A 22,060-nucleotide genomic window follows, 5' to 3' on the forward strand; every position below is an offset into this window, starting at 1 on the left:
CAGCACTCTCACCAGGTCATTGAATTCAGAGACTGACTACCAGCTGTCGCCCAACCCGAGCAAGCCCATAATCTGGCGGCGCAGGTCCACCAGGTAAGGATCGTCGCGATGACGCGGATAAGGCCGTTCGATGGTCAGTTGTGCCTTGATCGTTGCCGGTCGGTCACTGAACACAATCACTCGATTAGCCAGCAGCAAGGCCTCTTCGACATCGTGGGTGACCAGCAGTGCGGAGTAGCCCTGGCGTTGCCACAAGTCGATCAGTTCTTTTTGCATGGTGATGCGGGTCAACGAGTCCAGCTTGCCCAGTGGCTCGTCCAGGATCAGCAGACGCGGCTCGTTGACCAGCGCCCGGGCCAATGCGACACGCTGTGCCATACCACCTGATAACTGTCGGGGATAAGCCCGGGCGAACTGACTGAGGCCGACTTTTTCCAGTGCCGCATCGACCTTGGCGAAATGGGTTTTAAGGATGCCCTGAGCTTCCAGGCCAAGGGCGACGTTGTCCCATACTCGTCGCCACGGGTACAGCGTCGGATCCTGGAACACCACGACCCGACTTGGATCCGGACCGGTAATGGCCTCACCATCGGCCAGCAACGTTCCCCAATCGGCGGGCTCCAGCCCTGCCACCAGCCGCAGCAGCGTGGACTTGCCGCAACCCGAAGGTCCGAGCAACGCGACGAATTCGCCCTGCGCCACATGGAGGGAAACCCGCTTCAGTACCGATAAGCGCTGACCGTCCAGGACAAAACCATGACTCAGGTTGTCAATGTGCAGAGCCAGCCCTGCTGGAGCAGAAACCGTTGCTGCCTGTACCGGCATTACCATTTCATCGCTCCTTTTTGCCAAGCCAACAATCGGTCGCGGATCAGGAACAGCACGGAGATCAAGCCCGAGCAGGCCAGTGCCATGAGCAACAGCGCCGCGTACATATTGGCGTAGGCGGCCCAACCCTGAGCCCATTGCAAGTACCAGCCGATGCCGGATTTGACCCCCATCATTTCAGCGACCACCAGGGTCGAGAATGAAGCCCCCAACCCCATGAACAACCCGACGAACACGTGGGGTAACGCCGCCGGGATCGCTACTTTGAAAATCAGAAAACCCTGCTTCGCCCCCAAGGTCCTTGCCACGTCGTAATAGGCTTTATCGACGCTGGCAACACCCGACCATGTCAGCACCGTCACTGGAAACCAGGTTGCCAGGGCGATGAGAAATACACTGGCACTCCAACTGGAGGGGAACAAAAAGAAGCACAGTGGCAACAGCGCCGTCGAAGGCACCGGTCCAAGAATGCGCAAGACCGGATGCAGCCAGTAGCCGATACGACTCGACCAACCGATGGCAACTCCAGCCACAAACCCGGTCGCGGCGCCCAGCGCTACTCCACTCCCCAGCAACACGGCCGAATGCAGCAAACTGTCGGTCAGACGCGGCCAGTCTTCGACGTACACCGCAAGCAACGCTTGCGGCGGTGCGAAGAATGGCACCGGTAGCATACCAAGCTTGGCAGTCAGCAGCTCCCAGATCCCCAACAGAATCGGCAACGCAATCAACCAGGCTCCCGCTGCCCGAACGCGCGTGGCTACCTTTACCGACCAATGACCGAGGAGACCCAGTAGACCGATCAGGGCCGCCACCACCAGGCACAGATTCGCCAACCCCTGGGTCATTGGCCACAGGCGCGTGGCGTTGGGCCAATAGTTGACCAGCAGCGCGACCGTCACCCATGCCACCACCGCCACCGCTCCCTGGCGCCAGACCTTGAAGCTGCGCCGTGTCAACGACCTGATCAGCGTTGTCGTTTCAGCTGAAGACATCGGCGGTGATCTCCTTGGCGAACCCTCGGGCGTCAGTACTCTGGCTAATGACTTCCACGGTTTTCAAGTCGCTGACATAGGTGGTGATTTCTGTCGTCAGCAGCGCCCCAACGGCATGATGACCATGGGTATGGTCATGCAGGATTGCCTCGACCTCTTCGACGGAGGTATTCAACGCGTATGCCTGGAAGCCTTTAGCCACTGCCCGGGGATTTTTCACCGAGTAATCGTGAGCTTCAAGAATCGCCTGGGTCAGGGCCGCCGCCACGCGCCTTTCTTCACGCACCAGTTTGCCGGTAACGCCGACGACACAGCAACTGAGGTTGGCGTACTCTTCGACCAGGTTGGTGGACAACTCCTGGGCTTTACCGGTATTGATCAAACGGTACATGAACGGGTCACTGCCGCTGACCGCCTGCACCTCGCCGCGCTCCAGCGCCGTGCCCAGCAGATCGGCCGGGTACAGCCGCCACTGCACATCGCGCACCGGATCGATGCCGTGTTTTTTCAGCAGGATCGAGAAGAAATTGCGGTCCGGACTGGCCATGTCGGTGATGCCAATGGTTTGGCCTTTGAGGTCGTCGAGCTTATGCACGTTGCCATTGAGCGCGCTGAGCAAACGTAGGCACCCCCCGTGAGTACCGGCGGTGAGTTTGACGTCGAAGCCCTGCTCCAGTGCCTTGAGCCAGCGTAACGCCATGCCGACGCCGGCATCGGCCTTACCCGTGGCGATGGCTTCGAGCAGCACTTCGGTGGAGTTGCCAAAGTTGACCAACTCGACATCGAGATTGTGCTTCTTGAAAAAGCCCTGTCCATGCGCGATGACCACTGGCGCCAGGCATACCGCATTCAGATTGACCGCCAGCTTCAGCGCGCGAGGTGTGTCCAAGCGGATGAAATCACCTGTATCTATGGGCTCGGCTCCGATCTCGACAGCGTGTCCGGCGTGCTCGTCGGCAGCCCGACTGAAGCGCGGCAACGACATCAGCAGCGGACTCGCCAGGGCAACGCTGGCCAGCCCCAGCAAATGACGGCGAGTCAATCGTTCAGAAACGGCCATTCAAATATCCCTTTGGTTAATGGAGGAACTCAATCCTTCAGTTCGCCGAGCCCCAGATACTCACGCAGCCGTGACGAGCAACAGGCCGGCGGCAACAATGAGCTTTTTCAACTTGATGAAAGGCCTTGGTAGGGGTCGGCGAGGCTGAGAGAAAAACCAAGTCAGTCGTGTTGCATCCGACAAGGCTCAAAAGTCGATTTTTAACGACATTTTTATTATATTGATTGGTGTTAATTATTAAAGAATCATATAATTCTATGGTTATTCCGGTTTCAACGCGCCCCCCGGGCTGAGAGACGTGAGTCCTTGACTTGCCTCGGGTCAAGTCAGTCCAGATTGCGATATTGGGCATGGCGCGGCACCCAAGCCTTGGGCTTGACTTCATCCGCAGCCGTGGCTGCGCTGCCGGCGAGGCCAGCGCAGGGACATAGAACGATCACGCCGTCCTGGCTGCTATCGCCTCGACCTCCACCAAGGCACCGGACAGTGGCAAGGCCACTACTTGCAAAGCGGTGCGCGCCGGTTTGTTGGGCTGCTCGGTCGTGCCGAAAAATTGCGTATACCCGGCCTGCAGCCCGGTAAAATCGAGCTTGCCGCCAGTCTCCTCGGTACCTACCAGGAACACCCGCAGTTGCACGATATCCCCCAGGTCCAGATCTTGTTGCCGCAGGATCTTGCGCAGCTTGTTGAACACCGAAATGGTCTGCACTTCAGTATCGCCATAGGCCGCTGGAGTGCCCGCCGCGGCCAGCGGGTCAGCAAGGTCCGGCAAGGTGCCACTGATAAACACCAAGCTGGCGGAGGCTGGCACGGTCACGGTTTGCGAGATAGGGAAATCGCCGACGCTCGTACGTTGAATGCTGTTACTCATCTTATCTTTCCTTTAATGAATACTCATGACGCGGCCAGGGTTGCTGCCTGTCGCCGCTGGATAACTCGCTCGGCCAACTGCCCGACGACATGACGCGCCGAATTGGCGGCCGATTCCTGCCAGATGCCGACACCGCTTTGCACAAGGCCATCGCCAGCCAAGTACACCCGGCCATGCGGTTCTTCCAGCAGGGCGCTGGCAGCAGCGGGAAAATGTTCGCGTTGTAGCCAGGGACCTTCGCTGTAGGGGATCTGCTCCCAGGATACCGCCAGGGGATGACGCAGTTGCCGGGAGTACCCCGGATGCAGCAGCTCAACCGCCTCCTTGGAGGTCACGTACTGCACATCGAGGGACTGCTGCCCGAAGGCTTTGGCCCCAAGACCTGTGACATACCCGGCCACCAACAGCCCCTCGCGGGTATTCAGGTCGTTGCTGGGATACCACAGCAGGCGCGCCGGGTGTTCGATCCAGGACAACCCGCCGTAGGTGCGATAATCGGTTTCCCAGAAGCGCGGGGATTGCCAGGCCACCTTGGTCGCCTGATCACTGCGGGTGCTGCGCAGCGCCGTCTTGACCGGATCGCTGAAGTCGGTGTCCAGTTTGGCCAGCAGCGGCAGCGGCAAGGTCGACACCAGATAGTCGGCACGCACCACCTGTTCGCGACCACTGTGCTGATCGTGATAAGTAACCGCTACACCGTCCTCAAGCTGACGAATACGGCGTACCTGGGCCCCCAGTTGCACCTGTTCGGTCAGGCGCTGGTAGAATGCCTCGGTGATGCGGTCCATACCGCCCACCGGCTGGAACATGGTGGCCGAGAACTCAGGAAACTCAGTGTGCAGTAACGCGCCCCAGAGTTCCGGATGCAGCAGCCGCTCCAGGGCCAGCGGAGTCGGGCTGGCGGGCAATGCCCCCGGATGCGGTGGCGATTCCAGGTGACCGGAGCGAATGCTCCCCTCAAAGATCAGCTCCTGCGACAGGTCGCCATAGACCTGCAGGAACGCCAGCAAGCGGTTCCTCTCTTCGCTAGTCAGCAAGTCGTCCAGGGCATCGCGCTGCACAGCGGTCGCCAACAATCCCGACAGATGCCCACGGGCATCATTGACCGCCTGGCCGACGGTGAACGCCGGCTGTTGCAGGTCCGGGCGCACCTGAGCGCCATGGCTGCTGTTGACCAACACTTCCAGCGGTACGCCCAGTTCACTGCAGTAATCGAGCAAGGTCCGATGTTGACTGGGGATCCGCGCGGGGCCTGCGTTGAAATACAGGCCCGGGTCAAAGGCCACGGTCTGTGAGCGTCCATCCTTGTAGTCAACCCGATCACCATTGCGTAGGGTCCAGGTACGGCCGCCCACGCGGTCACGGGCCTCCAGCACTTGCACCTGGAACCCGGCCCGGGTCAGTTCCAGGGCGGTCACCAACCCGGCAATTCCGGCACCGAGTACCAATACATGAGTGCCCTGCCCCAAGTCCTTTTGCAGTTTCAAGGGCTGCGGCCGCCGATGCGACGAAGGCCCCAAGCCCAATACGGCGAGCACATCCTTGAGCGCTTTCTCGCCACCCACGGCAGCGATGCTGGAAAACGCTTCACGTCGAGTCAGTCCCATATTCATTGCTCCCTTGAAGGCTTCAATCCGGCAAGCCGGGTGGGTTGATCAGTGATGTGTCGATACGCTCCACATCCAGGCCCCAACGCTTGAGCACCTGTTCGTATTGGCCGCCGGCTATCGCCCCTTCAAGAGCGGTGTGGATCGGTTGGACCAACCCATTGTCCTTGCGGGTAGTCACGGCGATATCGGCCCGCAGTGGCCAGCCACCGTTGATGATGCCCACTAGCTTGATACCGCCGGTGATTGCAGCCGAATAGGCAAACACGGAATTGGGACCAAAAATGGCATCGCTGCGTCCCGACTGCACCGCTAACTGCGCGGCGGCCTGGTCATCGAAGTACTGCAACAGCGCGGGCGCAATGCCGGCCTTTACGTTGGCCTCGTTCCAGGCCAACAGGACTTTTTCCTGATTGGTGCCGGAGCCAACGATGATCTTCAGCCCAGCGATATCCCGAGCCTCCTTGATGGCGACGATCTTGCTGGTGGTCTTGACATAAAAACCCAGGACATCCTGGCGATAGGTTGCGAAGTCGAAGCGCTTCTTGCGGGCCTCGGTCACGGTCACGTTGCTGATTACCGCGTCGTATTTACCTGAACTGACACCCAGGGGCCAATCCTCCCAACTGGTCTGCACCACGTTCAATTGCAGGCCCAGGCTGTCGGCCACCAACTGCGCGGTGTCGGCCTCGCTGCCGATAGTGGTTTTATCATCACTGGCCAGCAGCGCCAGCGGCGGCCCGGCCACCCCTGACACGGCAACGGTAAATTTGCCGGGCTGGGCGAACTTGAAACCTGGGGGGATTTGCGCGATGGCAGACTCGTTGCGCGGGGCACGGATGCGCTGGCGGTCGGGGCTCAGATCAACCTTTTGCACAGCCGGTGCGCTAGTGCTTTGAGCAGCCAGTACCGGCAGGCCGAGGCTGATGGCCAGCGCCAGCAAGGTCACATGGGCAGTCTTTACTAACATGGTCAGTCACTCCTTTAAACAGGGAAAATTCACAGCACTTTGCCGAGGAAGGCGACAGTCCGTGGATGACGGGGTTGTCGAAAGATCTGTTCCGGCGGCCCTTGTTCGATCAATTGACCATCGCAGAGAAACACCACGTGATCCGCAACTTCCCTGGCAAATCCAATCTCGTGTGTGACGATGACCAGGGTGACGCCCAGTCGGGTCAGCCCCTTGATCACATCCAGCACCTCCCCCACCAACTCCGGGTCAAGGGCTGAGGTAGGCTCATCGAACAACAGGACCTTGGGGTCCAGGGCCAGGGCCCGGGCAATGGCTACCCGCTGTTGCTGGCCTCCAGAAAGCTGGCGTGGATAGGCATCGGCCTTGTCCGCCAGGCCGACCTTGGCCAGCAGTTTCCCGGCCTTGTCCTGAGCCTGGGTCTTGCTCCAGCGCTTGTGGGCCAGCGGTGCTTCGGCGATGTTTTCCCAAGCCGTGAGGTGCGGGAACAGATTAAAATTCTGGAATACGAAGCCGATCTCTATCCGACGCTTGAGAATCTCTCGTTCCTTGAGCTCGTAGAGCAGATCGCCCTTGCGTCGATAGCCGACGTATTCACCGTCGATGGTGATGTGGCCACTATCGATTTTCTCCAGGTGGTTGATGGTGCGCAGCAGCGTCGATTTACCGGAGCCGGAGGGCCCGAGAATCACCGTGACCTTGCCCGGCTCGATGCTCAGGTCAATGCCCTTGAGCACCTGCTGATTGCCAAAGCGCTTGCCTACACCCTGGATCTGGATGCGCCCGGCGGATACCTGGGTGGCGGCCTCACTCATGGGATTTCTCCTTGAGCCAGTGGCGCACCCGCTGCAATGGCGTAGGCGGCAGGACCCGCGCCGTGCCACGGGCAAAGTGCCGTTCGACGTAGTACTGGGCACTGGTGAGCACGGTAGTGATGATCAGGTACCAGACCGTGGCGACGATCAACAACGGGATCACCGCTTGGGTCCGGTTGTAGATCACCTGTACGGTGTAAAACAGCTCCGGCAGGGCCAGCACGTAAACGATGGAAGTTCCCTTGACCAGGCCAATGATTTCGTTGAAACCCGCTGGCAGGATCGAGCGCAACGCCTGTGGCAGGATGATCCGGAAAATCCGCCGCGACGCTGGCAACCCCAAAGCCGCGGCCGCTTCATGCTGGCCCGCGTCAACACCGATCAAACCACCGCGAATGATCTCCGCTGCATAGGCGGCCTGCATCAGGCTCAAGCCCAACACCGCTACAGTGAATTGGCTGAGCACATCGACCGTCGACCATTGCGCGAACAGCAGATCGGTGAACGGCACTCCCAGCACAATGTGGTCATACAGATAGGCAAAGTTGTACAGGATGATCAGCACCAGCAACGCCGGTATTGAGCGGAAAAACCAGATATACCCCCAGGCCAGCGCCGCCAGCAGCGGCGAGCCGGACAGGCGGGCCAGCGCCAGCGCGGTGCCGAGGAGGATGCTGAACACGGTGCTTAACAGGGTCAGCAACAGCGTCTGCGCCAAGCCGCGCAGCACCGATGCCGAGAAGAACCATTGGCCAAAGACTCCCCACTCCCAGCGTGGATTGGTGGCCAGGGAATGCGCGATGGCAAACAACACCAACGCGGCGAACAGCGACCCGCCCCAGCGCCAGGGATGACGGGACGGCACCACCCGCAAGACCTTGATCGCAGTCGGTGTGTGGCTCTCGCGAACCGGGTAGTCATTCACCTCATCGATGAGGTCGAAGGGTTTGGCGACAACGGGCATGATCTATTCCTCGCACGCAATAACACGTCATGGTGTTTTTTTAGGGGTGATCGACTGGTGTCGGGCGCCGGTTTTAAAAGGCGTAGGTCAATCGGGTGTAGTAGTAACCGCCGGTAAAACCAAAGGGTGAATAAGTGCCATAGCTGCTCACCATGGTGTTGCTGGGCACCCCTTGTTTCTTGGGGTAGGTGTCAAACAGGTTCTTGGCCCCGATGGCGATGTTCAGGTCATGGGTGAGGTTGTAGCCAAGGTCCAGATCGGCAATCCATTTGGCGCTGTACACCCGATCCAAGGAACGGTCGCTGGAGGCATTGACCTCCTTGTAGGATCCATAACGGGTGAGGGCCACGTTGAGGTTGAAGCGCTCGATGCTCCAGTCACCCCCCAGGATGAGCTTGGTCTTGGGCTGGATATCGGTGATCAGGTTGCGCGCTTGGCGATCCATCAACTCATAGGGCGTGCCGAGGATCGAGGTGGATGCCTTGTAATTGAGGATCTGGGTCTGGTTCCAATTGAACGCCGCGGTCCACTTCAAGGAGCCGAACCGGCCCAGGTCCTGGCTGTAGTTGCTGACCAGGTCCAGGCCCTTGGTGCGGGTGTCGGCACCATTGATGAAGTACTGGCCGCCCGAGGTAGAGTTGATGCCGTTGTTGAGCAGCACTTGGGTGACTTCATTCCCCAGCAAGGTACTGGTCAGGGTGATGCGGTCGCGCAGATTGATCACATAGGCATCAGCCGTCAGGCTCAGGCGATCGGTGGGGGTCAGGGTGAACCCGAGGCTGAAGTTGGTGGATCGCTCGGGCTTGAGGTTTTCGGCCCCCAAGGCCTTTGCGGCCGCAGAGCCCACCGGCAACACACCGTAGTTGATCGACTGATAGACGCCATCCACCACGCCGTAGGTGGTCGAGCGGGCACTGAACAGGCTGTTGGCCAGGGACGGCGCACGGAAGCCATTGCTCACCGTTGCGCGCACGGCGAATTGCGGGGTGAAGTCATAGCGCGTGGTCAGCTTGCCGCTGCGGGTCGCGCCTACCCCTTCATTATAATGCTCATAGCGAAATGCCGTGCCCACGTACCAGTCCGGAACAGGGCTGAAACCTACATCGACATAGCTGGCGAGGCTGTTGCGCCACGCGCTGCTGGCTTCGCCCGGGGAGATGCCGTTGGTGACCTGGGCCCCGGAAGAGGCGCAGTTGCCAGGAGCCACGCAATAACCGCCGTCGGCATAGGAAGCCCAGTCACCCGCCTTCACTTCGTAGCCATCGCGTCGATGCTCAAAGCCGTAGGACAGGTCCAGGGGCTTTTGCAGACCGAAATCGAAGCCGCGCTTGAAGTCCAGATTGGTGGTCAACTCGGTGGAAATCCAGGTACCCGACTTAAAGCTGTTGGGCGTCGCCTCCCCCAGAGACGGGTTCTGGTTATGCCAGGTACCCTGCTCCGCCGCATTGCGCCCATAGGTGGTGGACAGGTCCCAGTCCCATTCGCCGACTTTACCCTTGCCGCCGAAGGCCGCCTGGAAATCGTCTTCATCGATGTACCAGGTCGGCACATACCCCGCCGGATAACCATGGGGCCCGGTGGTGATGGTATTGGTGATGGTCGGCAAGCGAAAGTTCTGTCCCTGCTCGGCCTTGCGGTGCGAATAGGTGGTGAAGGAATACAGGTTGAAACGCTCGTCAATCGGCAACTCGGCGTTGTAACTCAAGGTCTGCAGATTGATCTTGGGTGTGCCGTACCCACCATAAGTGGACTGGCCCGCCAAGCTGTGGGCCTGCTCGTAGCTATAGCCATTGGCGCTGGCCTTGTTGTCATCGTTCTGGCTGCGCACATCCATGGCGAGCTGCACGATGCCACCGTCGCCAATTTCGAAACCCTTGTTGAGGCTTTGCTGCACCGTCTGCTTCTTGCCGTCGTAACCGATCCCGGCGTTGGTCACCGAGGTGCCGCTGGTGTCAGCCTTGAGAATGACATTGATCACCCCGGCGATTGCATCGGAGCCATATTGGGCGGCAGCGCCATCGCGCAACACCTCGACATGATCGATGGCGCTGATGGGGATCAAATCCAAGTCCGCCGGGGCCGCGCCGGTGTTGATGCCATTGATGTTCAGGGTCGCGCTGGTGTGGCGGCGCTTGCCGTTGACCAGTACCAATACTTCAGCGGCACTCAAGCCCCGCAAGTTGGGTGCACGGGCCATGCCGCTGGCGTCCCAGCCGGTTTTTTCCGGCAGGGTCAACGACGGAATCACCGCACTCAGGGCTTCCATCAAGCCGGGCTTACCGGTGTTTTGCAATTGCTTGGCGCTGACCACATCAATCGGTACAGGACTGCTGGTCACGGTGCGCTGTTCGGCACCACGGTTACCAGTCACCACCACGGTGGACAAGGTGCGATCATCCTGACTCGAGGCCTCCTGGGCCTGGACGCCTCCTGACAGCAACATGCCTCCCATGGCCACCACCAGCGGACTGAACCGCAAGGCTGAAGTCGACTCCCAGGCACGTCGTATAACTCGTTCCATATCCACTCCAAAACGGTCGCCAGCATGGGCGACGCGTCCAAATCGCGAAGTCGGGCATTCACGCTGTCGTCGGGACAGCGCGGCATGCACGTTTTTTTTGATGACTGCCGAGACCTCATCGCAAATGCTGGAAACCGCGTGCGATGGGCGTGGTACCCACCGGGGCCAGACTATGGGTATGGAGGAAAGCCAGGAGGGAGCAGCAGTGTTGCGTAGCGTCTGCCAGGGTTACAACGGGAGGAAAAAGGCACATAGCAGGATTGAATGAGCAACATACGTCGAACTCCCTTCCAACGATTCTGCTCCAGGGATCAGTGGTTGATCACCCTGTCATGCCACGCAGGTTCGGAGGTCGGTCCGACTTGCACTCCACGGCATGGTACGCAGAATCTTGATCACGATTGGTACCATCCGAGGTAAGGGGTAGGTTGTTAAGTCCAACCATAACGAAATCAATATTAAAAATATAATTCTATTTAGCTATAATATAATATCATTAAATTTCATAATTTTTAAACATTTAATTCAAATAAGTAATATTTTAACCTCAGAAAATACCTGAAGATACCGAGCATCAACCAATGAACGATCGGTGTTGATCCCGCGGCCCTCATGATCGGAGCAAGACAGCTTCAACGACTGTACCAGTCCTTTTTCATCCAATGCCTACAAGCACGCATCGTCGAGATTCAAATGCTCCACGATACGCGAGCGGCGAACCCTCTCCACGCCACTCGCCAGACCCGGCTGACTTAAAGTTTGCCACGTCGAGTCGATAGCCTCTTGGACAGACCAACCATTTTCTTGGAAATGAGAAAACATCTATGCGCCTTAGAAATCTCAACCTAGCACCACGCGCGGCGCTGTTTTTCGCGCTAATTATCACATTGGTTTTTGTCCTGGGTGCAGTTGCAGTGGTGCAGATGGGCAACCTGCGAGACTCAGAAAGAGATGTTGAAACCAATTGGATGGCTAGCGTCCGACAAACGGCGTTGATGAACGCTGGGGTGATGCGGCTAAGACTCGAAGTCCAACGCAGCATTGCTGACCCTGAAGCCATTCAAAAGACCGTTGAATCCTTCCCTGGCTATCGGAAGGCTTTCATGGATGCAGTGAAAAATTATGAGCCCTTCATTGCGAGCGACCAAGAGCGCACGCTTTATCTGAAGGTAAAGGCATCCGCCGACGCGTATTCCAAACAGTTGGATATTCTCGAACCGATAATGAAACGCGGTGACTTGTCTTCGATCGCCAGCCTGAATGTTACAAGCATCCGACCCATCACCACTATGATGGAAGGGCAGATCAAAGACCTGACCGATTCCAACAACGAGGGCGCAGCACTGGCTGGGCGGAACGCAGCCAATCTCTACTCCACAGGGTTTTGGCTCGTTGTCGGTCTTATCGCAGGTGTAGTGATTCTAACTGTTGGGTTGGCAACCGTTCTGACCAAGAGCATTACGTCTCCCATCAGCGATGCCTTATCCGTCGCCGAGCGTATCGCGGGTAGCGACCTTTCAAAGGAAGTACGGGTGAGCGGGACTGATGAAGCCGGGCGACTGTTGAAGGCGCTTGCACAGATGCAGGAAAACCTTCGCAACACCATTATGCAAATCTCCGAGTCATCCACCCAACTGGCCTCAGCAGCAGAGGAAATGACTGCCGTTACGGAGGAGTCCAGTCGAAGCCTTGTTTCACAGAACGACGAAGTCAATCAAGCCGCTACGGCCGTCACTGAGATGAGCGCTGCTGTCGATGAGGTCGCGCGTAACGCGGAGTCAGCCTCCGAAGAGTCAAAGCGTACCCAAGGCTTTACCGAGGTTGGCCTGGAGCGAGTGGCTCAGACATTGAAATCAATTCAAAAGCTAAGCGGTAATGTTGAAAACACGAGCAATCAGATCCAAGGTTTGTCAAATCGAGCCCAGAGTATCAATAAAGTCGTCGAAGTTATTCGGGCAATCGCGGAACAGACCAACCTTCTGGCACTGAACGCCGCTATTGAAGCCGCACGGGCCGGTGAACAAGGACGTGGTTTCGCGGTGGTGGCCGACGAGGTAAGGGCTTTAGCCCACCGAACCCAGCAATCTACCCAAGAAATTGAGCAGATGATTACTGCTATTCAGAGCGATTCAGGGCAAGCCGTAGAAGCAATGAATACCAGCAAAGAGTTGGCGACCAAGTCGCTTGACGTCGCTCAAGAAGCGAGTAGCTCGCTGGATCAAATTGCCAGTGCTATCACGCAGATCAATGAACGTAACCTTTTGATCGCGACCGCTTCTGAAGAGCAGGCGCACGTTGCACGTGAGGTCGATCGTAACCTCGTCAGTATCCGAGAGCTTGCAGCACAGAGTTCTGCAGGAGCCAGCCAAACAGCCAGCGCGTGCAATGAAATGTCAAAACTGGCGATCGATCTTAATCAGTTGGTGAATCGCTTCGTGGTCTGAGAAGCTTTGGAGTGCTGACGATTAGCTTGAGATTTCCCGATGATTGGACGATTCGGGATTTCAAAAAAATAGCTAGTCCAGGCTCTCCCCCAACCTGGACACCCGTCTAAACACTAACTGGTCACTTGAGCCCGCCCGAACTGCCGGCTTCACTGACCAATGAGTGATACGCTAAATTCGACCTGCCTGGTCCGTGGCAGCGCCCTCCACTGCTCCCAGATAATAGTTCTGCATCTGCTCACGTCCGGCCAACTCGTCTGCCGAACCGGCATCCACCACCCGACCGTTCTCCAGCACAAAAGCGTACTGGGCGTAATCCAGGGCGATGTTGATGTTTTGCTCCGCCACCAGCAGACTCAGCCCCTCCTCCTGGTTGAGCCGGGCGAGGATCTCGAAAATCTCCTCGACCACCTGGGGTGCCAGCCCCATGGACGGCTCATCAAGCAGCAACAGTCGCGGCTCGGACATCAACGCGCGACCGATGGCGACCATTTGCTGCTCGCCACCTGAGGTGTAGCCGGCCAGGCGCTTGCGTAGCAAGTGCAACCTGGGGAAATAGGTGTAGATGCGCTCCAGACGTTGATTCAGCACCTTGCGGGACGGCCGTCCGATAAATCCACCGATCAGCAGGTTCTGCTCCACGTTCAGATGAGCGAAACAGTGCCGTCCCTCAAGCACCTGGGCCAGCCCCGCCAACACCAGGTCGGCCGGGTCGACATCCGTAATGACCTGCCCCTGGTACAGAACCCGGCCTTTGCTCACCTCACCGCGTTCGGCGCGCACAAGACTGGAGATCGCCTTGAGGGTGGTGCTTTTGCCCGCACCATTTGCCCCAAGCAAAGCCACCATCTGCCCCTTGCCGACCTGCAGCGATACGTCGCGCAAGGCGAGAATCGACTGTTCGTAGAAAACTTCGACCTGTTCCACGCTCAGCAACGGCGGGGCGGCCTGTAGGCTCTGGCTCATCGGACCCTATTGCTCCTGGCTGCAGTTGCGCGGGGTAATGCCCTTTTCCTTTGCATACTGCGCCGCGGAAGCTTCGATGATCGGCCGTAGCAGAGCGCGGTCGGCCTGGACCCAATCGCTGATCAGGTTCCAGCGCTGACCATCCCATTGCTGGAAGCGCACCGCACCGCCGCCTTCATGATCGGCGCAAGACAGCTTCAATGGCTGTACCAAGCCTTTTGCACCCAATGCCTGCAAGCGCGCATCATCGAGATTCAAGTGCTCGAAGCCCCAGCGTACTTGTTCGCCGGTCAGCGGTTTGTCGCCGTATTTTTCCTGAGCCAGACGCACGGCCTCGACGTTGAGAATACCGTTCACCACGCCGAGGTTGTAGTACACGGTGCCAAAGCGCTTCGGATCGACCAGGTTGCCCTTGCCGGCGTCCACCACGCTCTGCTTGATACCCTGCAGCACCGGAAAATCGGTTCCCGAAGGATGGGTGGTGATGGAGATGAACCCCGTGGCGGCGGCACCTGCCGGTACCACGTCCTCTTCCGAGTTGCTCCAGATATTGCCAATGATGTGATCAGCCGGGTAGCCAACCTTTTGCGCCGACTTCAACGCCACCGGGTTCATCACTCCCCAACCGCGCAGGATCACCCAGTCAGGCTTGAGGCGACGAATGTTCAGCCACTGGGACTGCTGCTCGTTGCCGGGGTGCGGGACTTCCAACAGGGTCAGCTCAAAGCCGGCGTTTTTCGCCAGTGTCTCCAGCACACCATTGGTTTCCTTGCCATACGGCGAGCCGTGGTAAAGCACGGCGATTTTCTTGCCTTTGAGCTTATCGGCCCCGCCTTCGCGCTGGCCAATGTAATTGATGATCGCCGACACTTCCGAATAAGGGTTGAGCTGCAACGGAAACGCATAAGGAAAGACACTGCCGTCGGTAGAATCCGTGCGCCCATGGTTGATGGTGATCAGCGGCAGCTTATCGGCCGTCGAACGGTCGAGCGTTGCATAGGCAATGCCTACCGACAGCGGATTGGTGGCGGCCGCTGGCGCACCGTTGAGACCGCCTTTGAGGCGCTCGTAACATTCGACCCCCTTCTCCACCACGTACTCGGTTTCGCATTCACTCCAAGTCAGCTTGACGCCGTTCACCCCGCCCTTGGCATTGATGTATTGCAGATAGTCGATAAAGCCGCCGAAGAAGCCGGTGCCCCCGGCGGCGTAAGGCCCGACCCGATAGCTCTGCAAGGGAAAGTACTGTTCGTTGGCAGCCCGGGCGCCGGCACTGAGCCCAACGGTGATCAGGGCCAAGCCCAGCGCCAAGCGGCGCAGCGGTGTGCGATGAGTCATATGGACAGTTCCTCATGGGATATCGATGGTGTCGGGGGTAAAGCAAGTCAGTAACGCAGCGGCCAGACCCGAGCCCGCTGGCGCAAGCGCTGCCAGAGCCGGGCCAGTCCCTCGGGTTCCTTGATCAGGAAAGCGATGATCAGCGCGCCGAAGAGCATTTTCTGGATGTTTTCCAATTGGCCGGAGTCGATCAGCCCGGCGGGTAACAGCCCGCAAAGATTGGCCAGCAGGATCGGGAACAGGACGATGAAGGCAGCTCCCAGAATGTTGCCGAGCACACTGCCCAGGCCGCCAATGATGATGATGAACAGCACCTGGAACGAGCGACTGAGGTCGAAGCCGTGGGGCTCCACCGTCCCCAGGTAAGCAAACGCCCAAAGCGAACCGGCGATGCCCAGGTAGAAGCCACTGATGGCAAACGCCAGCAGCTTGGCTTTGAACAGACGGATACCGATCACCGCGGCGGCGGTGTCCATGTCGCGTACCGCCATCCAGTTGCGCCCCAATTCGCTGCGCACCAGGTTCTTGCCCAACCAGAACAACCCCACCACCAAGCTCAAGGTCAACAGATAACGGCCGCGGGGCGAACTGAAGTCCAGCCCGGCGATCAACAGCGGTGGCGAGGTGATGACCCCGGACGCGTTGTCGTTGGTAAACCAACTGAACCGGGTCAGCACCCATTCCACGACGAACTGCGCGGCCAGCGTCGCAACCAGCAGGTAAAACCCCTTGATCCTGAGGCTCGGCAAGCCGAAGAGCACCGCCACCAGCGCCGCAATAACCCCTCCCAGCACAAAACTCACCAGCAAGGGCAAACCGGGCACCCGCAATTGGAGGTTGTAGGCGGCAAAAGCTCCCACGGCCATGAACGCCGCAGAGCCCAAGGATAATTGCCCGGCATAACCGGTCAGCACGTTGAGTCCCAGCCCCGCCAGGGACAGCACCAGCAGCGGAACCAGAATCGCGCTGAACCAATAATCATTGCCCAGCCAGGGCACCGCAATAAAGGCAAAGCCCAGTAGCAGCCACAGGCCCAGGCGATCCTGGCGCAAGCGAAATGTGCGCCGCTCGGCCGCGTAGGTGGTGCTGAGTTGACCGGCTTCTTGATAAAGCATGGAGGCATTCCTTGAAAGAAAATCAGACCCGCTCAATCGCCCGCTCGCCGAACAACCCGGCGGGACGCACCAGCAAAAACAGCAAGGCGAGGACGTAAGGCACCCAGTTTTCGATCCCGCTGCCGATGATCGGGCCGAGGTAGATCTCGGCGATTTTTTCCGCCGCGCCAATGATCAAGCCGCCGACAATGGCCCCGCCGATCGAGGAGAAACCACCGATGATCAGCACGGGCAAGGCCTTGAGCACCACTAACGACAGCGAGAACTGCACCCCGAGCCGAGCCCCCCAAAGCAGCCCGGCCACCAACCCGACGAATCCCGCCACCGCCCAGACCAGCGCCCAGATCCGTGGCAGACGAATGCCCACCGCCAGGGACGCCAGCGGATCGTCGGCCACCGCACGCAAGGACAAACCAATCCGGGTCCTGTTGAACAGCAGCGACAGGGCGATTACCAAGGTGGCGGCAGTGCCCGCGGCGAACAGGTCGAACTGCGAGAGCAACATGCCGCGGATTTCCAGTGGCTCATCGGGAATGCCCAACTCAAGGCCGTGGACCTGGGCGCCCCAGAGGAACTGCGCAAGACCTTCGATCATGTAGGACAGCCCGAGGGTGGCCATGAACAGAATGATCGGCGGGCGATTGACCAGAGGTCGAAGCACCCTTTTCTCGATCAACAAGGCCAACACCACCAGGCTTGCCAGTGTGGCGACAAAGGCCCAAAAGAATGGAAGGCCACGTTCGAGCAGACTGACAAAGGTCAGCGCAGCGAACAGCACCATGGCTCCCTGAGCGAAATTGAACACGCCGGAAGCCTTGTAGATGAGCACAAAACCGATGGCCACCAAGGCGTACATAACGCCCGCCAGCAGCCCGCCAATCAGTACTTCAAAGAAAAACTCCATGTTCAATGGCTCCCCGTGCGGGTTCGCCGCGAGCCCAGGTAAGCCGCAATCACATCAGGGTTGGCGCGTACCTGTTCGGGGCTGCCGTCGCCAATTTTCCGGCCATAATCGAGCACCACCACGTGGTCACAAAGTCCCATGACCACACCGATGTCGTGTTCGATCAGTACGACGGTAGTGCCGAACTCGCGATTGATGTCGCGGATGAACTGACTCATCTCCCCCTTCTCTTCAGCGTTCATCCCGGCCATGGGCTCGTCCAGCAACAACAGCTTCGGTTCCGCCGCCAGCGCCCGGGCCAGTTCCACGCGCTTCTGCAGTCCATACGGTAATTTGCCCACCAGCACATGGCGCCAGGGATGGATGCACAGAAATTCGATGACCTGTTCTGCGCGGTGGCGCTGCTCGTCATCTTCGCGAGGGGCACGGCCCAAGCGCAGCATCTGCTCAACCCAGCTGCTGCGGCGTTTGAGGTTACGGCCCGTCAGCACGTTGTCGAGCACGCTCATGCCCTTGAACAGCGCGATATTCTGAAAAGTCCGGGCAATCCCGCGCTCGGCGGCCTGATGCGGGCGCATGTGCCGCCGCGTCTGCCCGGCATAACTGACGCTGCCGCTCTGGGCCTGGTAGACGCCATTGATCACGTTCAGCAACGAACTTTTGCCGGCACCGTTGGGGCCGATCAGCGCGCAGATTTCCCCGGTCTTGACGGCGAAACTGATAGAGGTGATGGCCTTGACGCCCTTGAACGACAGGGAGATGTCATCTAGCCGCAGTAATACGGATTCAGTGGTTGCGCTCATGGGGGCTCGTCAGACGGATTGAGAAAGCAGATGGTCCAAAGCCACGGCCGGTTCGCACTGGGCGGATGGCTCCTGCCAGTTTCTCGGGCGGATACCCAAGGCACCGAAGAACTCGGCGCTCTCCTGGGTCAGCCCCGGCCCTACCAGCAACGCCACCCGCAGCCGACTCATGCCCAGCACATCGAGCAAGGGTCTGCGAATCAACCAGTAGCCGAGCCAGCGTCGAAAAAAGCGCGCATCCGACACGATTGCCCAGCGATACAATTGATCACTGAGCGTGCCCGGCAATGGCAGACGTTCACGGGCCCAGTGCTCAAGGCGCGCATAGGATTCCCGGGTACCCAACACCAGGGTTGGCCCAAGCTCGCGACGGTCGGTGTCACGGGTGGCCAAGGCTTCAGGGAAGTTCAGGCAGAACCCCGCGCTCAGCCAGGGCGCCAGCAGGTAACGAGCCTGACCGCTGGCGGCAAACACCCGGGCCGCCAGCGCCTCTTCGCCCGGACTCAGACTCTCTCGCTCTACCAGCTTGCGGGCGCCCTCAAGCAACTGCCCATGGCTCACACGCTGGGACCGGCCGTCCGCGGTAGGATAAAAAACAAAAGCCGTGGCCGATGACTCATTGGCGGGCGCCGGCGCATCAACCGTTACGCCCCTGGACAAGTCGGAATAAGCGCCCAACCGAGGATCGGCGGCGGCATTCAGACCACGCCCATCCAGGTACAGCAAGACACGTGGCAGGCTGTCGGCGCCGCGTATTTGCTGCACCGCGTCCAAGGCATCTGCCAGTACAAAGGTTGGTTTCAGCCTGGTCAACAGCTTGCGATGGTCGAATTCAGGGTCCAGAAGCGTGACACTGCCCCCCAACCATTGGGCCGCCAGAGCCAGCAACAAAGCGTCGGCCTGGGCCTGACTGATGATCAGCAAGTCATCGTCGTGCCTGAACCCGCGCTGATACAGCGCTGCAGCAAGACGGCTGACATCCTGCGCCAGCTCGCTCCAGCTACGGGTGTGCCAGATGCCCAGTCGCTTGTAACGCAGGGCGATCGCAGCGCCTCGGGTCTGCGCTTGCAGCAACAAGGCCTGGGGCAGTGTGTGGATCATGTGGCTATCCTTCGGAGTGCTATCTGCCAACGGCTATTGCAGTCTCCGTGCCACAACATAAATGCTTATATATCAGTTAGTTGAATGACATCGCTGATACGAAATCCTGTATTGCCAGAGCACAGCCTGCTGAATCTCTGTTGCCTCACCAACACCGCGGGGACGCCCGCCGCCATTCGTTCTACTCCTTGTAACGTCGGCTAAATGGCATTCAACAATGTCACGAGCAAAATTGTAGACGGCAAAGGCAGGCACGAATGCCTCGAGCTTCAAGTCAACGCTCGACGCTGTCGACAGGGAGCCCTCCATCAACGGTTAGAGACCCAACGAAAAGCCACGGCACTCAGCCCAAAGCGCTGCATCTTGTTGTACAGCCCTCCAACAAAGTGCCGAATGGCAGCGCAACAAAGGGATGGGCCTGACCAGCATTTGGCTGCTGGCGGGAACCCGCTTCGACACCATTGTGGCCAACAACGACGAGATGGCCATCGGTGCCGCCATGGCCTTGCAGCAGACCGGCAAAGCCAAGGGCGAAATTGCGATTGTCGGCATCGACGGCCTGCCCGACGGCCTCGCGGCCATCAAGCGCGGAATGCTGGTGGCCTCGGTCTTCCAGGCCCCCAAGGCCCAGGCGACCGTCGCCATGCAGTCAGCCATCAGGATGATCAAAGGCGAAGCGGTCCAGGCAAGGAACAGCCCCATGTGTTTTTGCATAACATACCGGTTTTTTTAGGCGTTCATATTTGTTTTATGCATGCATATACTCGATTCAAATCTGGTCATGAACCGGATCAGTCCCGACAAAAATAAACAAGGGAACCCACCGTGAAACCATTCTTGCTTGCCGTCTCCCCATCATCAGGTCCGCACGCCTATCCCGTACTCGCCGAGTGACTGCTTCGTACTCGCGACCCGCGCCGATCGATACCTTGATTGATGGAGAGAACAATGAATACCAACAGCCACCCCTTCCTCGCCGCTCGCGACCTCCTGCTTTTCCACCGTACCGATTACGCCGCGGCGATGCGTGACTTCCGCTGGCCACAACTGAGCGAGTTCAACTGGGCGCTGGATTACTTCGATGTCATGGCACAGGACAATCACGCCAACGCCCTGTGGATCGTCGAAGAAGACGGCAGCGAGCAGCGCTACAGCTTCCAGCAACTGGCCTCGCGCTCCAACCAGGTAGCCAACCACCTGCGCACGCTCGGTGTACGGCGCGGCGAGCGCATCCTGCTGATGCTTGGCAACGATGTCGCCTTGTGGGAAACCATGCTGGCCGCTTTCAAGCTCGGTGCCGTGGTCATCCCCGCCACCGCCTTGCTCACCCCGGATGACCTGGGCGACCGTATCGAACGCGGTCAGGTTCGCCACCTGGTAGTCGGCAGCGCCCATGTCGACAAGTTCGTCGGCCTGGGTGACAGTTGCAGTCGCATTTGCGTCGGCTCGCCTTCCGCCGGCTGGATCCCGTACAGCGCCGCCAGCGAATACGCCGAGCACTTCGAAGCCGAGGGCAACACCCTGGCCACTGACCCGATGCTGCTGTACTTCACGTCCGGCACTACCTCCAAGCCAAAGATGGTGCTGCACAGCCACCAGAGTTACCCGGTCGGCCACCTGTCGACCATGTACTGGATCGGTCTGCAGCCGGGTGATCTGCACTTGAATATCTCGTCGCCGGGTTGGGCCAAGCATGCCTGGAGTTGCCTCTTCGCGCCGTGGAACGCCGGTGCCTGCATCTTCATTCACAATGTCACGCGCTTCAGCGCACCGGTCCTGCTTGGCGCCCTGGAGCGCTACGGCGTCACCAGCCTGTGCGCCCCGCCCACCGTCTGGCGCATGCTGATCCAGGAAGACCTGGCCAGCTACAAGGGGCGCTTGAACCTGCGTGAACTGGTGGGCGCCGGTGAACCGCTGAACCCGGAGATCATCGAGCAGATCCTGCATGCCTGGGACTTGCCGCTGCGTGACGGCTTCGGCCAGTCGGAAACCACCGCCCTGGTCGGCAACACACCCGGCCAGCGGCTCAAGGCGGGATCCATGGGCCGTCCGCTGCCGGGCTACCGAGTGACCATGCTTGACTCCGATGGCATACCCGGCCATGAGGGGGAAGTAGCCCTGCCGCTGGACGTGCGACCACTGGGTCTGATGTTGTGCTACGAGGACAGCCCGGAAAAAACCGCCGAAGTGATGCGCGACGGTCACTACCGCACCGGCGATACCGCACAGATCGACGAAGAGGGCTACATCACCTTCGTCGGCCGTGCTGACGACGTATTCAAGGCTTCCGACTACCGCATCAGCCCCTTCGAACTGGAAAGCGCGCTGATCGAGCACCCGGCGGTGATGGAAGTGGCCGTGGTACCGAGCCCTGATCCGGTGCGCCTGGCAGTGCCCAAGGCCTATCTGATCCTGGCCCATGACGCACCGGGCAGCTACGAACTCGCCGCCAGTATCCTCGCCTTCGCCCGCGAGCACCTGGCGCCCTACAAGCGGGTGCGACGTATCGAATTCGTCAGCGAACTGCCCAAGACCATCTCCGGGAAGATCCGCCGGGTGGAACTGCGCCAAATGGAAGTCCAGCGTCGCCAGGGCGACGCACGAGGCCCGCAGGAATACTTCGAAGAAGACTTCCCGCAACTCAAGGGCTGAACTTCGGGCCGGCGCGCCGGCCCTCCCGAATCAAAACCCGACCGCTCGGCCAACCCCGCCGAGGGGCCTGATTCGCCCCAACGAAAGCGGGCAGGATCCGTAAATG

17 protein-coding genes and 1 pseudogene are annotated in these 22,060 nt (G+C 59.3%); 3 read left to right on the forward strand and 15 right to left on the reverse strand.

The window, feature by feature from the left end; all coding sequences use genetic code 11:
• Positions 1 to 36: 36 nt before the first annotated feature.
• The 9 genes from PFEN_RS17785 to PFEN_RS17825 all read right to left on the reverse strand — a co-directional run bounded on the left by PFEN_RS17785 (position 37) and on the right by PFEN_RS17825 (position 10,562).
• The gene (locus tag PFEN_RS17785) at positions 37 to 831 is read right to left on the reverse strand and encodes an ABC transporter ATP-binding protein (RefSeq protein WP_412071449.1); all 795 of its coding nucleotides are present in this window, start codon (positions 829 to 831) and stop codon (positions 37 to 39) included.
• Entirely contained in the window at positions 825 to 1,823 is a 999-nt protein-coding gene (locus tag PFEN_RS17790) for an ABC transporter permease (protein ID WP_191488115.1), read from the reverse strand. Before PFEN_RS17790 ends, PFEN_RS17785 begins: the two co-directional genes overlap by 7 nt.
• The gene (locus tag PFEN_RS17795) at positions 1,810 to 2,883 is read right to left on the reverse strand and encodes an ABC transporter substrate-binding protein (RefSeq protein ID WP_191488116.1); all 1,074 of its coding nucleotides are present in this window, start codon (positions 2,881 to 2,883) and stop codon (positions 1,810 to 1,812) included. Before PFEN_RS17795 ends, PFEN_RS17790 begins: the two co-directional genes overlap by 14 nt.
• A 436-nt stretch (positions 2,884 to 3,319) precedes the next feature.
• Positions 3,320 to 3,754 (reverse strand): RidA family protein, encoded by a 435-nt coding sequence (locus PFEN_RS17800; protein ID WP_191488117.1) that lies wholly within the window; start codon positions 3,752 to 3,754, stop codon positions 3,320 to 3,322.
• Between the two features lie 23 nt (positions 3,755 to 3,777).
• Complete coding sequence (locus PFEN_RS17805) at positions 3,778 to 5,361, reverse strand: flavin monoamine oxidase family protein (protein WP_191488118.1); 1,584 nt, start codon at positions 5,359 to 5,361, stop codon at positions 3,778 to 3,780.
• A 22-nt stretch (positions 5,362 to 5,383) separates the two neighbouring features.
• A complete protein-coding gene (locus PFEN_RS17810) occupies positions 5,384 to 6,331 on the reverse strand; it encodes an ABC transporter substrate-binding protein (protein ID WP_191488119.1) in 948 nt (315 codons plus the stop codon).
• 29 nt (positions 6,332 to 6,360) lie between these two features.
• Complete coding sequence (locus PFEN_RS17815) at positions 6,361 to 7,146, reverse strand: amino acid ABC transporter ATP-binding protein (RefSeq protein ID WP_191488120.1); 786 nt, start codon at positions 7,144 to 7,146, stop codon at positions 6,361 to 6,363.
• Positions 7,139 to 8,110 carry an amino acid ABC transporter permease gene (locus PFEN_RS17820; protein WP_191488121.1) on the reverse strand — a complete coding sequence of 324 codons (972 nt, stop codon included), beginning with the start codon at positions 8,108 to 8,110 and terminating at the stop codon, positions 7,139 to 7,141. The genes PFEN_RS17815 and PFEN_RS17820 overlap by 8 nt, the downstream gene beginning before the upstream one ends.
• 73 nt (positions 8,111 to 8,183) lie before the next feature.
• On the reverse strand, positions 8,184 to 10,562 hold the full coding sequence (locus PFEN_RS17825) for a TonB-dependent receptor plug domain-containing protein (protein WP_412071452.1): 2,379 nt from the start codon (positions 10,560 to 10,562) through the stop codon (positions 8,184 to 8,186).
• An 893-nt stretch (positions 10,563 to 11,455) separates the two neighbouring features.
• Here PFEN_RS17825 and PFEN_RS17830 point away from each other — a divergent pair.
• Positions 11,456 to 13,075 carry a methyl-accepting chemotaxis protein gene (locus PFEN_RS17830; RefSeq protein WP_191488123.1) on the forward strand — a complete coding sequence of 540 codons (1,620 nt, stop codon included), beginning with the start codon at positions 11,456 to 11,458 and terminating at the stop codon, positions 13,073 to 13,075.
• 171 nt (positions 13,076 to 13,246) lie between these two features.
• On the opposite strand, the gene PFEN_RS17835 is transcribed toward PFEN_RS17830, so the two are convergent.
• The 6 genes from PFEN_RS17835 to PFEN_RS17860 are packed head-to-tail and all read right to left on the reverse strand — an operon-like array spanning position 13,247 to position 19,302.
• Positions 13,247 to 14,041: an ABC transporter ATP-binding protein gene (locus PFEN_RS17835; RefSeq protein WP_191488124.1), complete on the reverse strand. Its 795-nt coding sequence runs from the start codon at positions 14,039 to 14,041 to the stop codon at positions 13,247 to 13,249.
• A 6-nt stretch (positions 14,042 to 14,047) separates the two neighbouring features.
• Positions 14,048 to 15,379: an ABC transporter substrate-binding protein gene (locus tag PFEN_RS17840; RefSeq protein WP_191488125.1), complete on the reverse strand. Its 1,332-nt coding sequence runs from the start codon at positions 15,377 to 15,379 to the stop codon at positions 14,048 to 14,050.
• Positions 15,380 to 15,426: 47 nt separating this feature from the next.
• Positions 15,427 to 16,494 (reverse strand): branched-chain amino acid ABC transporter permease, encoded by a 1,068-nt coding sequence (locus PFEN_RS17845; protein WP_191488126.1) that lies wholly within the window; start codon positions 16,492 to 16,494, stop codon positions 15,427 to 15,429.
• 22 nt (positions 16,495 to 16,516) lie between these two features.
• Positions 16,517 to 17,398 carry a branched-chain amino acid ABC transporter permease gene (locus PFEN_RS17850; protein ID WP_191488127.1) on the reverse strand — a complete coding sequence of 294 codons (882 nt, stop codon included), beginning with the start codon at positions 17,396 to 17,398 and terminating at the stop codon, positions 16,517 to 16,519.
• 2 nt (positions 17,399 to 17,400) lie between these two features.
• Positions 17,401 to 18,201 (reverse strand): ABC transporter ATP-binding protein, encoded by an 801-nt coding sequence (locus PFEN_RS17855; protein WP_191488128.1) that lies wholly within the window; start codon positions 18,199 to 18,201, stop codon positions 17,401 to 17,403.
• A 9-nt stretch (positions 18,202 to 18,210) separates the two neighbouring features.
• The gene (locus PFEN_RS17860) at positions 18,211 to 19,302 is read right to left on the reverse strand and encodes an AMP-binding protein (protein WP_191488129.1); all 1,092 of its coding nucleotides are present in this window, start codon (positions 19,300 to 19,302) and stop codon (positions 18,211 to 18,213) included.
• 379 nt (positions 19,303 to 19,681) lie between these two features.
• Between PFEN_RS17860 and PFEN_RS17865 the strand changes: the two are divergent.
• Positions 19,682 to 19,990: pseudogene (locus tag PFEN_RS17865) on the forward strand (substrate-binding domain-containing protein); the annotation flags it as partial.
• A gap of 260 nt (positions 19,991 to 20,250) precedes the next feature.
• Positions 20,251 to 21,954: an AMP-binding protein gene (locus tag PFEN_RS17870; protein WP_191488130.1), complete on the forward strand. Its 1,704-nt coding sequence runs from the start codon at positions 20,251 to 20,253 to the stop codon at positions 21,952 to 21,954.
• Positions 21,955 to 22,060: the final 106 nt, after the last annotated feature.

Source organism: Pseudomonas sp. FEN, assembly GCF_904067045.1.
Lineage (GTDB): Bacteria > Pseudomonadota > Gammaproteobacteria > Pseudomonadales > Pseudomonadaceae > Aquipseudomonas.

What these genes read in the sequence shown, in the direction of transcription:
- PFEN_RS17785 (WP_412071449.1), bottom strand. Translation starts at nt 831, where the DNA reads ATGGTAATGCCGGTACAGGCAGCAACGGTTTCTGCTCCAGCAGGGCTG.
- PFEN_RS17790 (WP_191488115.1), bottom strand. Translation starts at nt 1,823, where the DNA reads ATGTCTTCAGCTGAAACGACAACGCTGATCAGGTCGTTGACACGGCGC.
- PFEN_RS17795 (WP_191488116.1), bottom strand. Translation starts at nt 2,883, where the DNA reads ATGGCCGTTTCTGAACGATTGACTCGCCGTCATTTGCTGGGGCTGGCC.
- PFEN_RS17800 (WP_191488117.1), bottom strand. Translation starts at nt 3,754, where the DNA reads ATGAGTAACAGCATTCAACGTACGAGCGTCGGCGATTTCCCTATCTCG.
- PFEN_RS17805 (WP_191488118.1), bottom strand. Translation starts at nt 5,361, where the DNA reads ATGGGACTGACTCGACGTGAAGCGTTTTCCAGCATCGCTGCCGTGGGT.
- PFEN_RS17810 (WP_191488119.1), bottom strand. Translation starts at nt 6,331, where the DNA reads ATGTTAGTAAAGACTGCCCATGTGACCTTGCTGGCGCTGGCCATCAGC.
- PFEN_RS17815 (WP_191488120.1), bottom strand. Translation starts at nt 7,146, where the DNA reads ATGAGTGAGGCCGCCACCCAGGTATCCGCCGGGCGCATCCAGATCCAG.
- PFEN_RS17820 (WP_191488121.1), bottom strand. Translation starts at nt 8,110, where the DNA reads ATGCCCGTTGTCGCCAAACCCTTCGACCTCATCGATGAGGTGAATGAC.
- PFEN_RS17825 (WP_412071452.1), bottom strand. Translation starts at nt 10,562, where the DNA reads ATGGGAGGCATGTTGCTGTCAGGAGGCGTCCAGGCCCAGGAGGCCTCG.
- PFEN_RS17830 (WP_191488123.1), top strand. Translation starts at nt 11,456, where the DNA reads ATGCGCCTTAGAAATCTCAACCTAGCACCACGCGCGGCGCTGTTTTTC.
- PFEN_RS17835 (WP_191488124.1), bottom strand. Translation starts at nt 14,041, where the DNA reads ATGAGCCAGAGCCTACAGGCCGCCCCGCCGTTGCTGAGCGTGGAACAG.
- PFEN_RS17840 (WP_191488125.1), bottom strand. Translation starts at nt 15,379, where the DNA reads ATGACTCATCGCACACCGCTGCGCCGCTTGGCGCTGGGCTTGGCCCTG.
- PFEN_RS17845 (WP_191488126.1), bottom strand. Translation starts at nt 16,494, where the DNA reads ATGCTTTATCAAGAAGCCGGTCAACTCAGCACCACCTACGCGGCCGAG.
- PFEN_RS17850 (WP_191488127.1), bottom strand. Translation starts at nt 17,398, where the DNA reads ATGGAGTTTTTCTTTGAAGTACTGATTGGCGGGCTGCTGGCGGGCGTT.
- PFEN_RS17855 (WP_191488128.1), bottom strand. Translation starts at nt 18,201, where the DNA reads ATGAGCGCAACCACTGAATCCGTATTACTGCGGCTAGATGACATCTCC.
- PFEN_RS17860 (WP_191488129.1), bottom strand. Translation starts at nt 19,302, where the DNA reads ATGATCCACACACTGCCCCAGGCCTTGTTGCTGCAAGCGCAGACCCGA.
- PFEN_RS17870 (WP_191488130.1), top strand. Translation starts at nt 20,251, where the DNA reads ATGAATACCAACAGCCACCCCTTCCTCGCCGCTCGCGACCTCCTGCTT.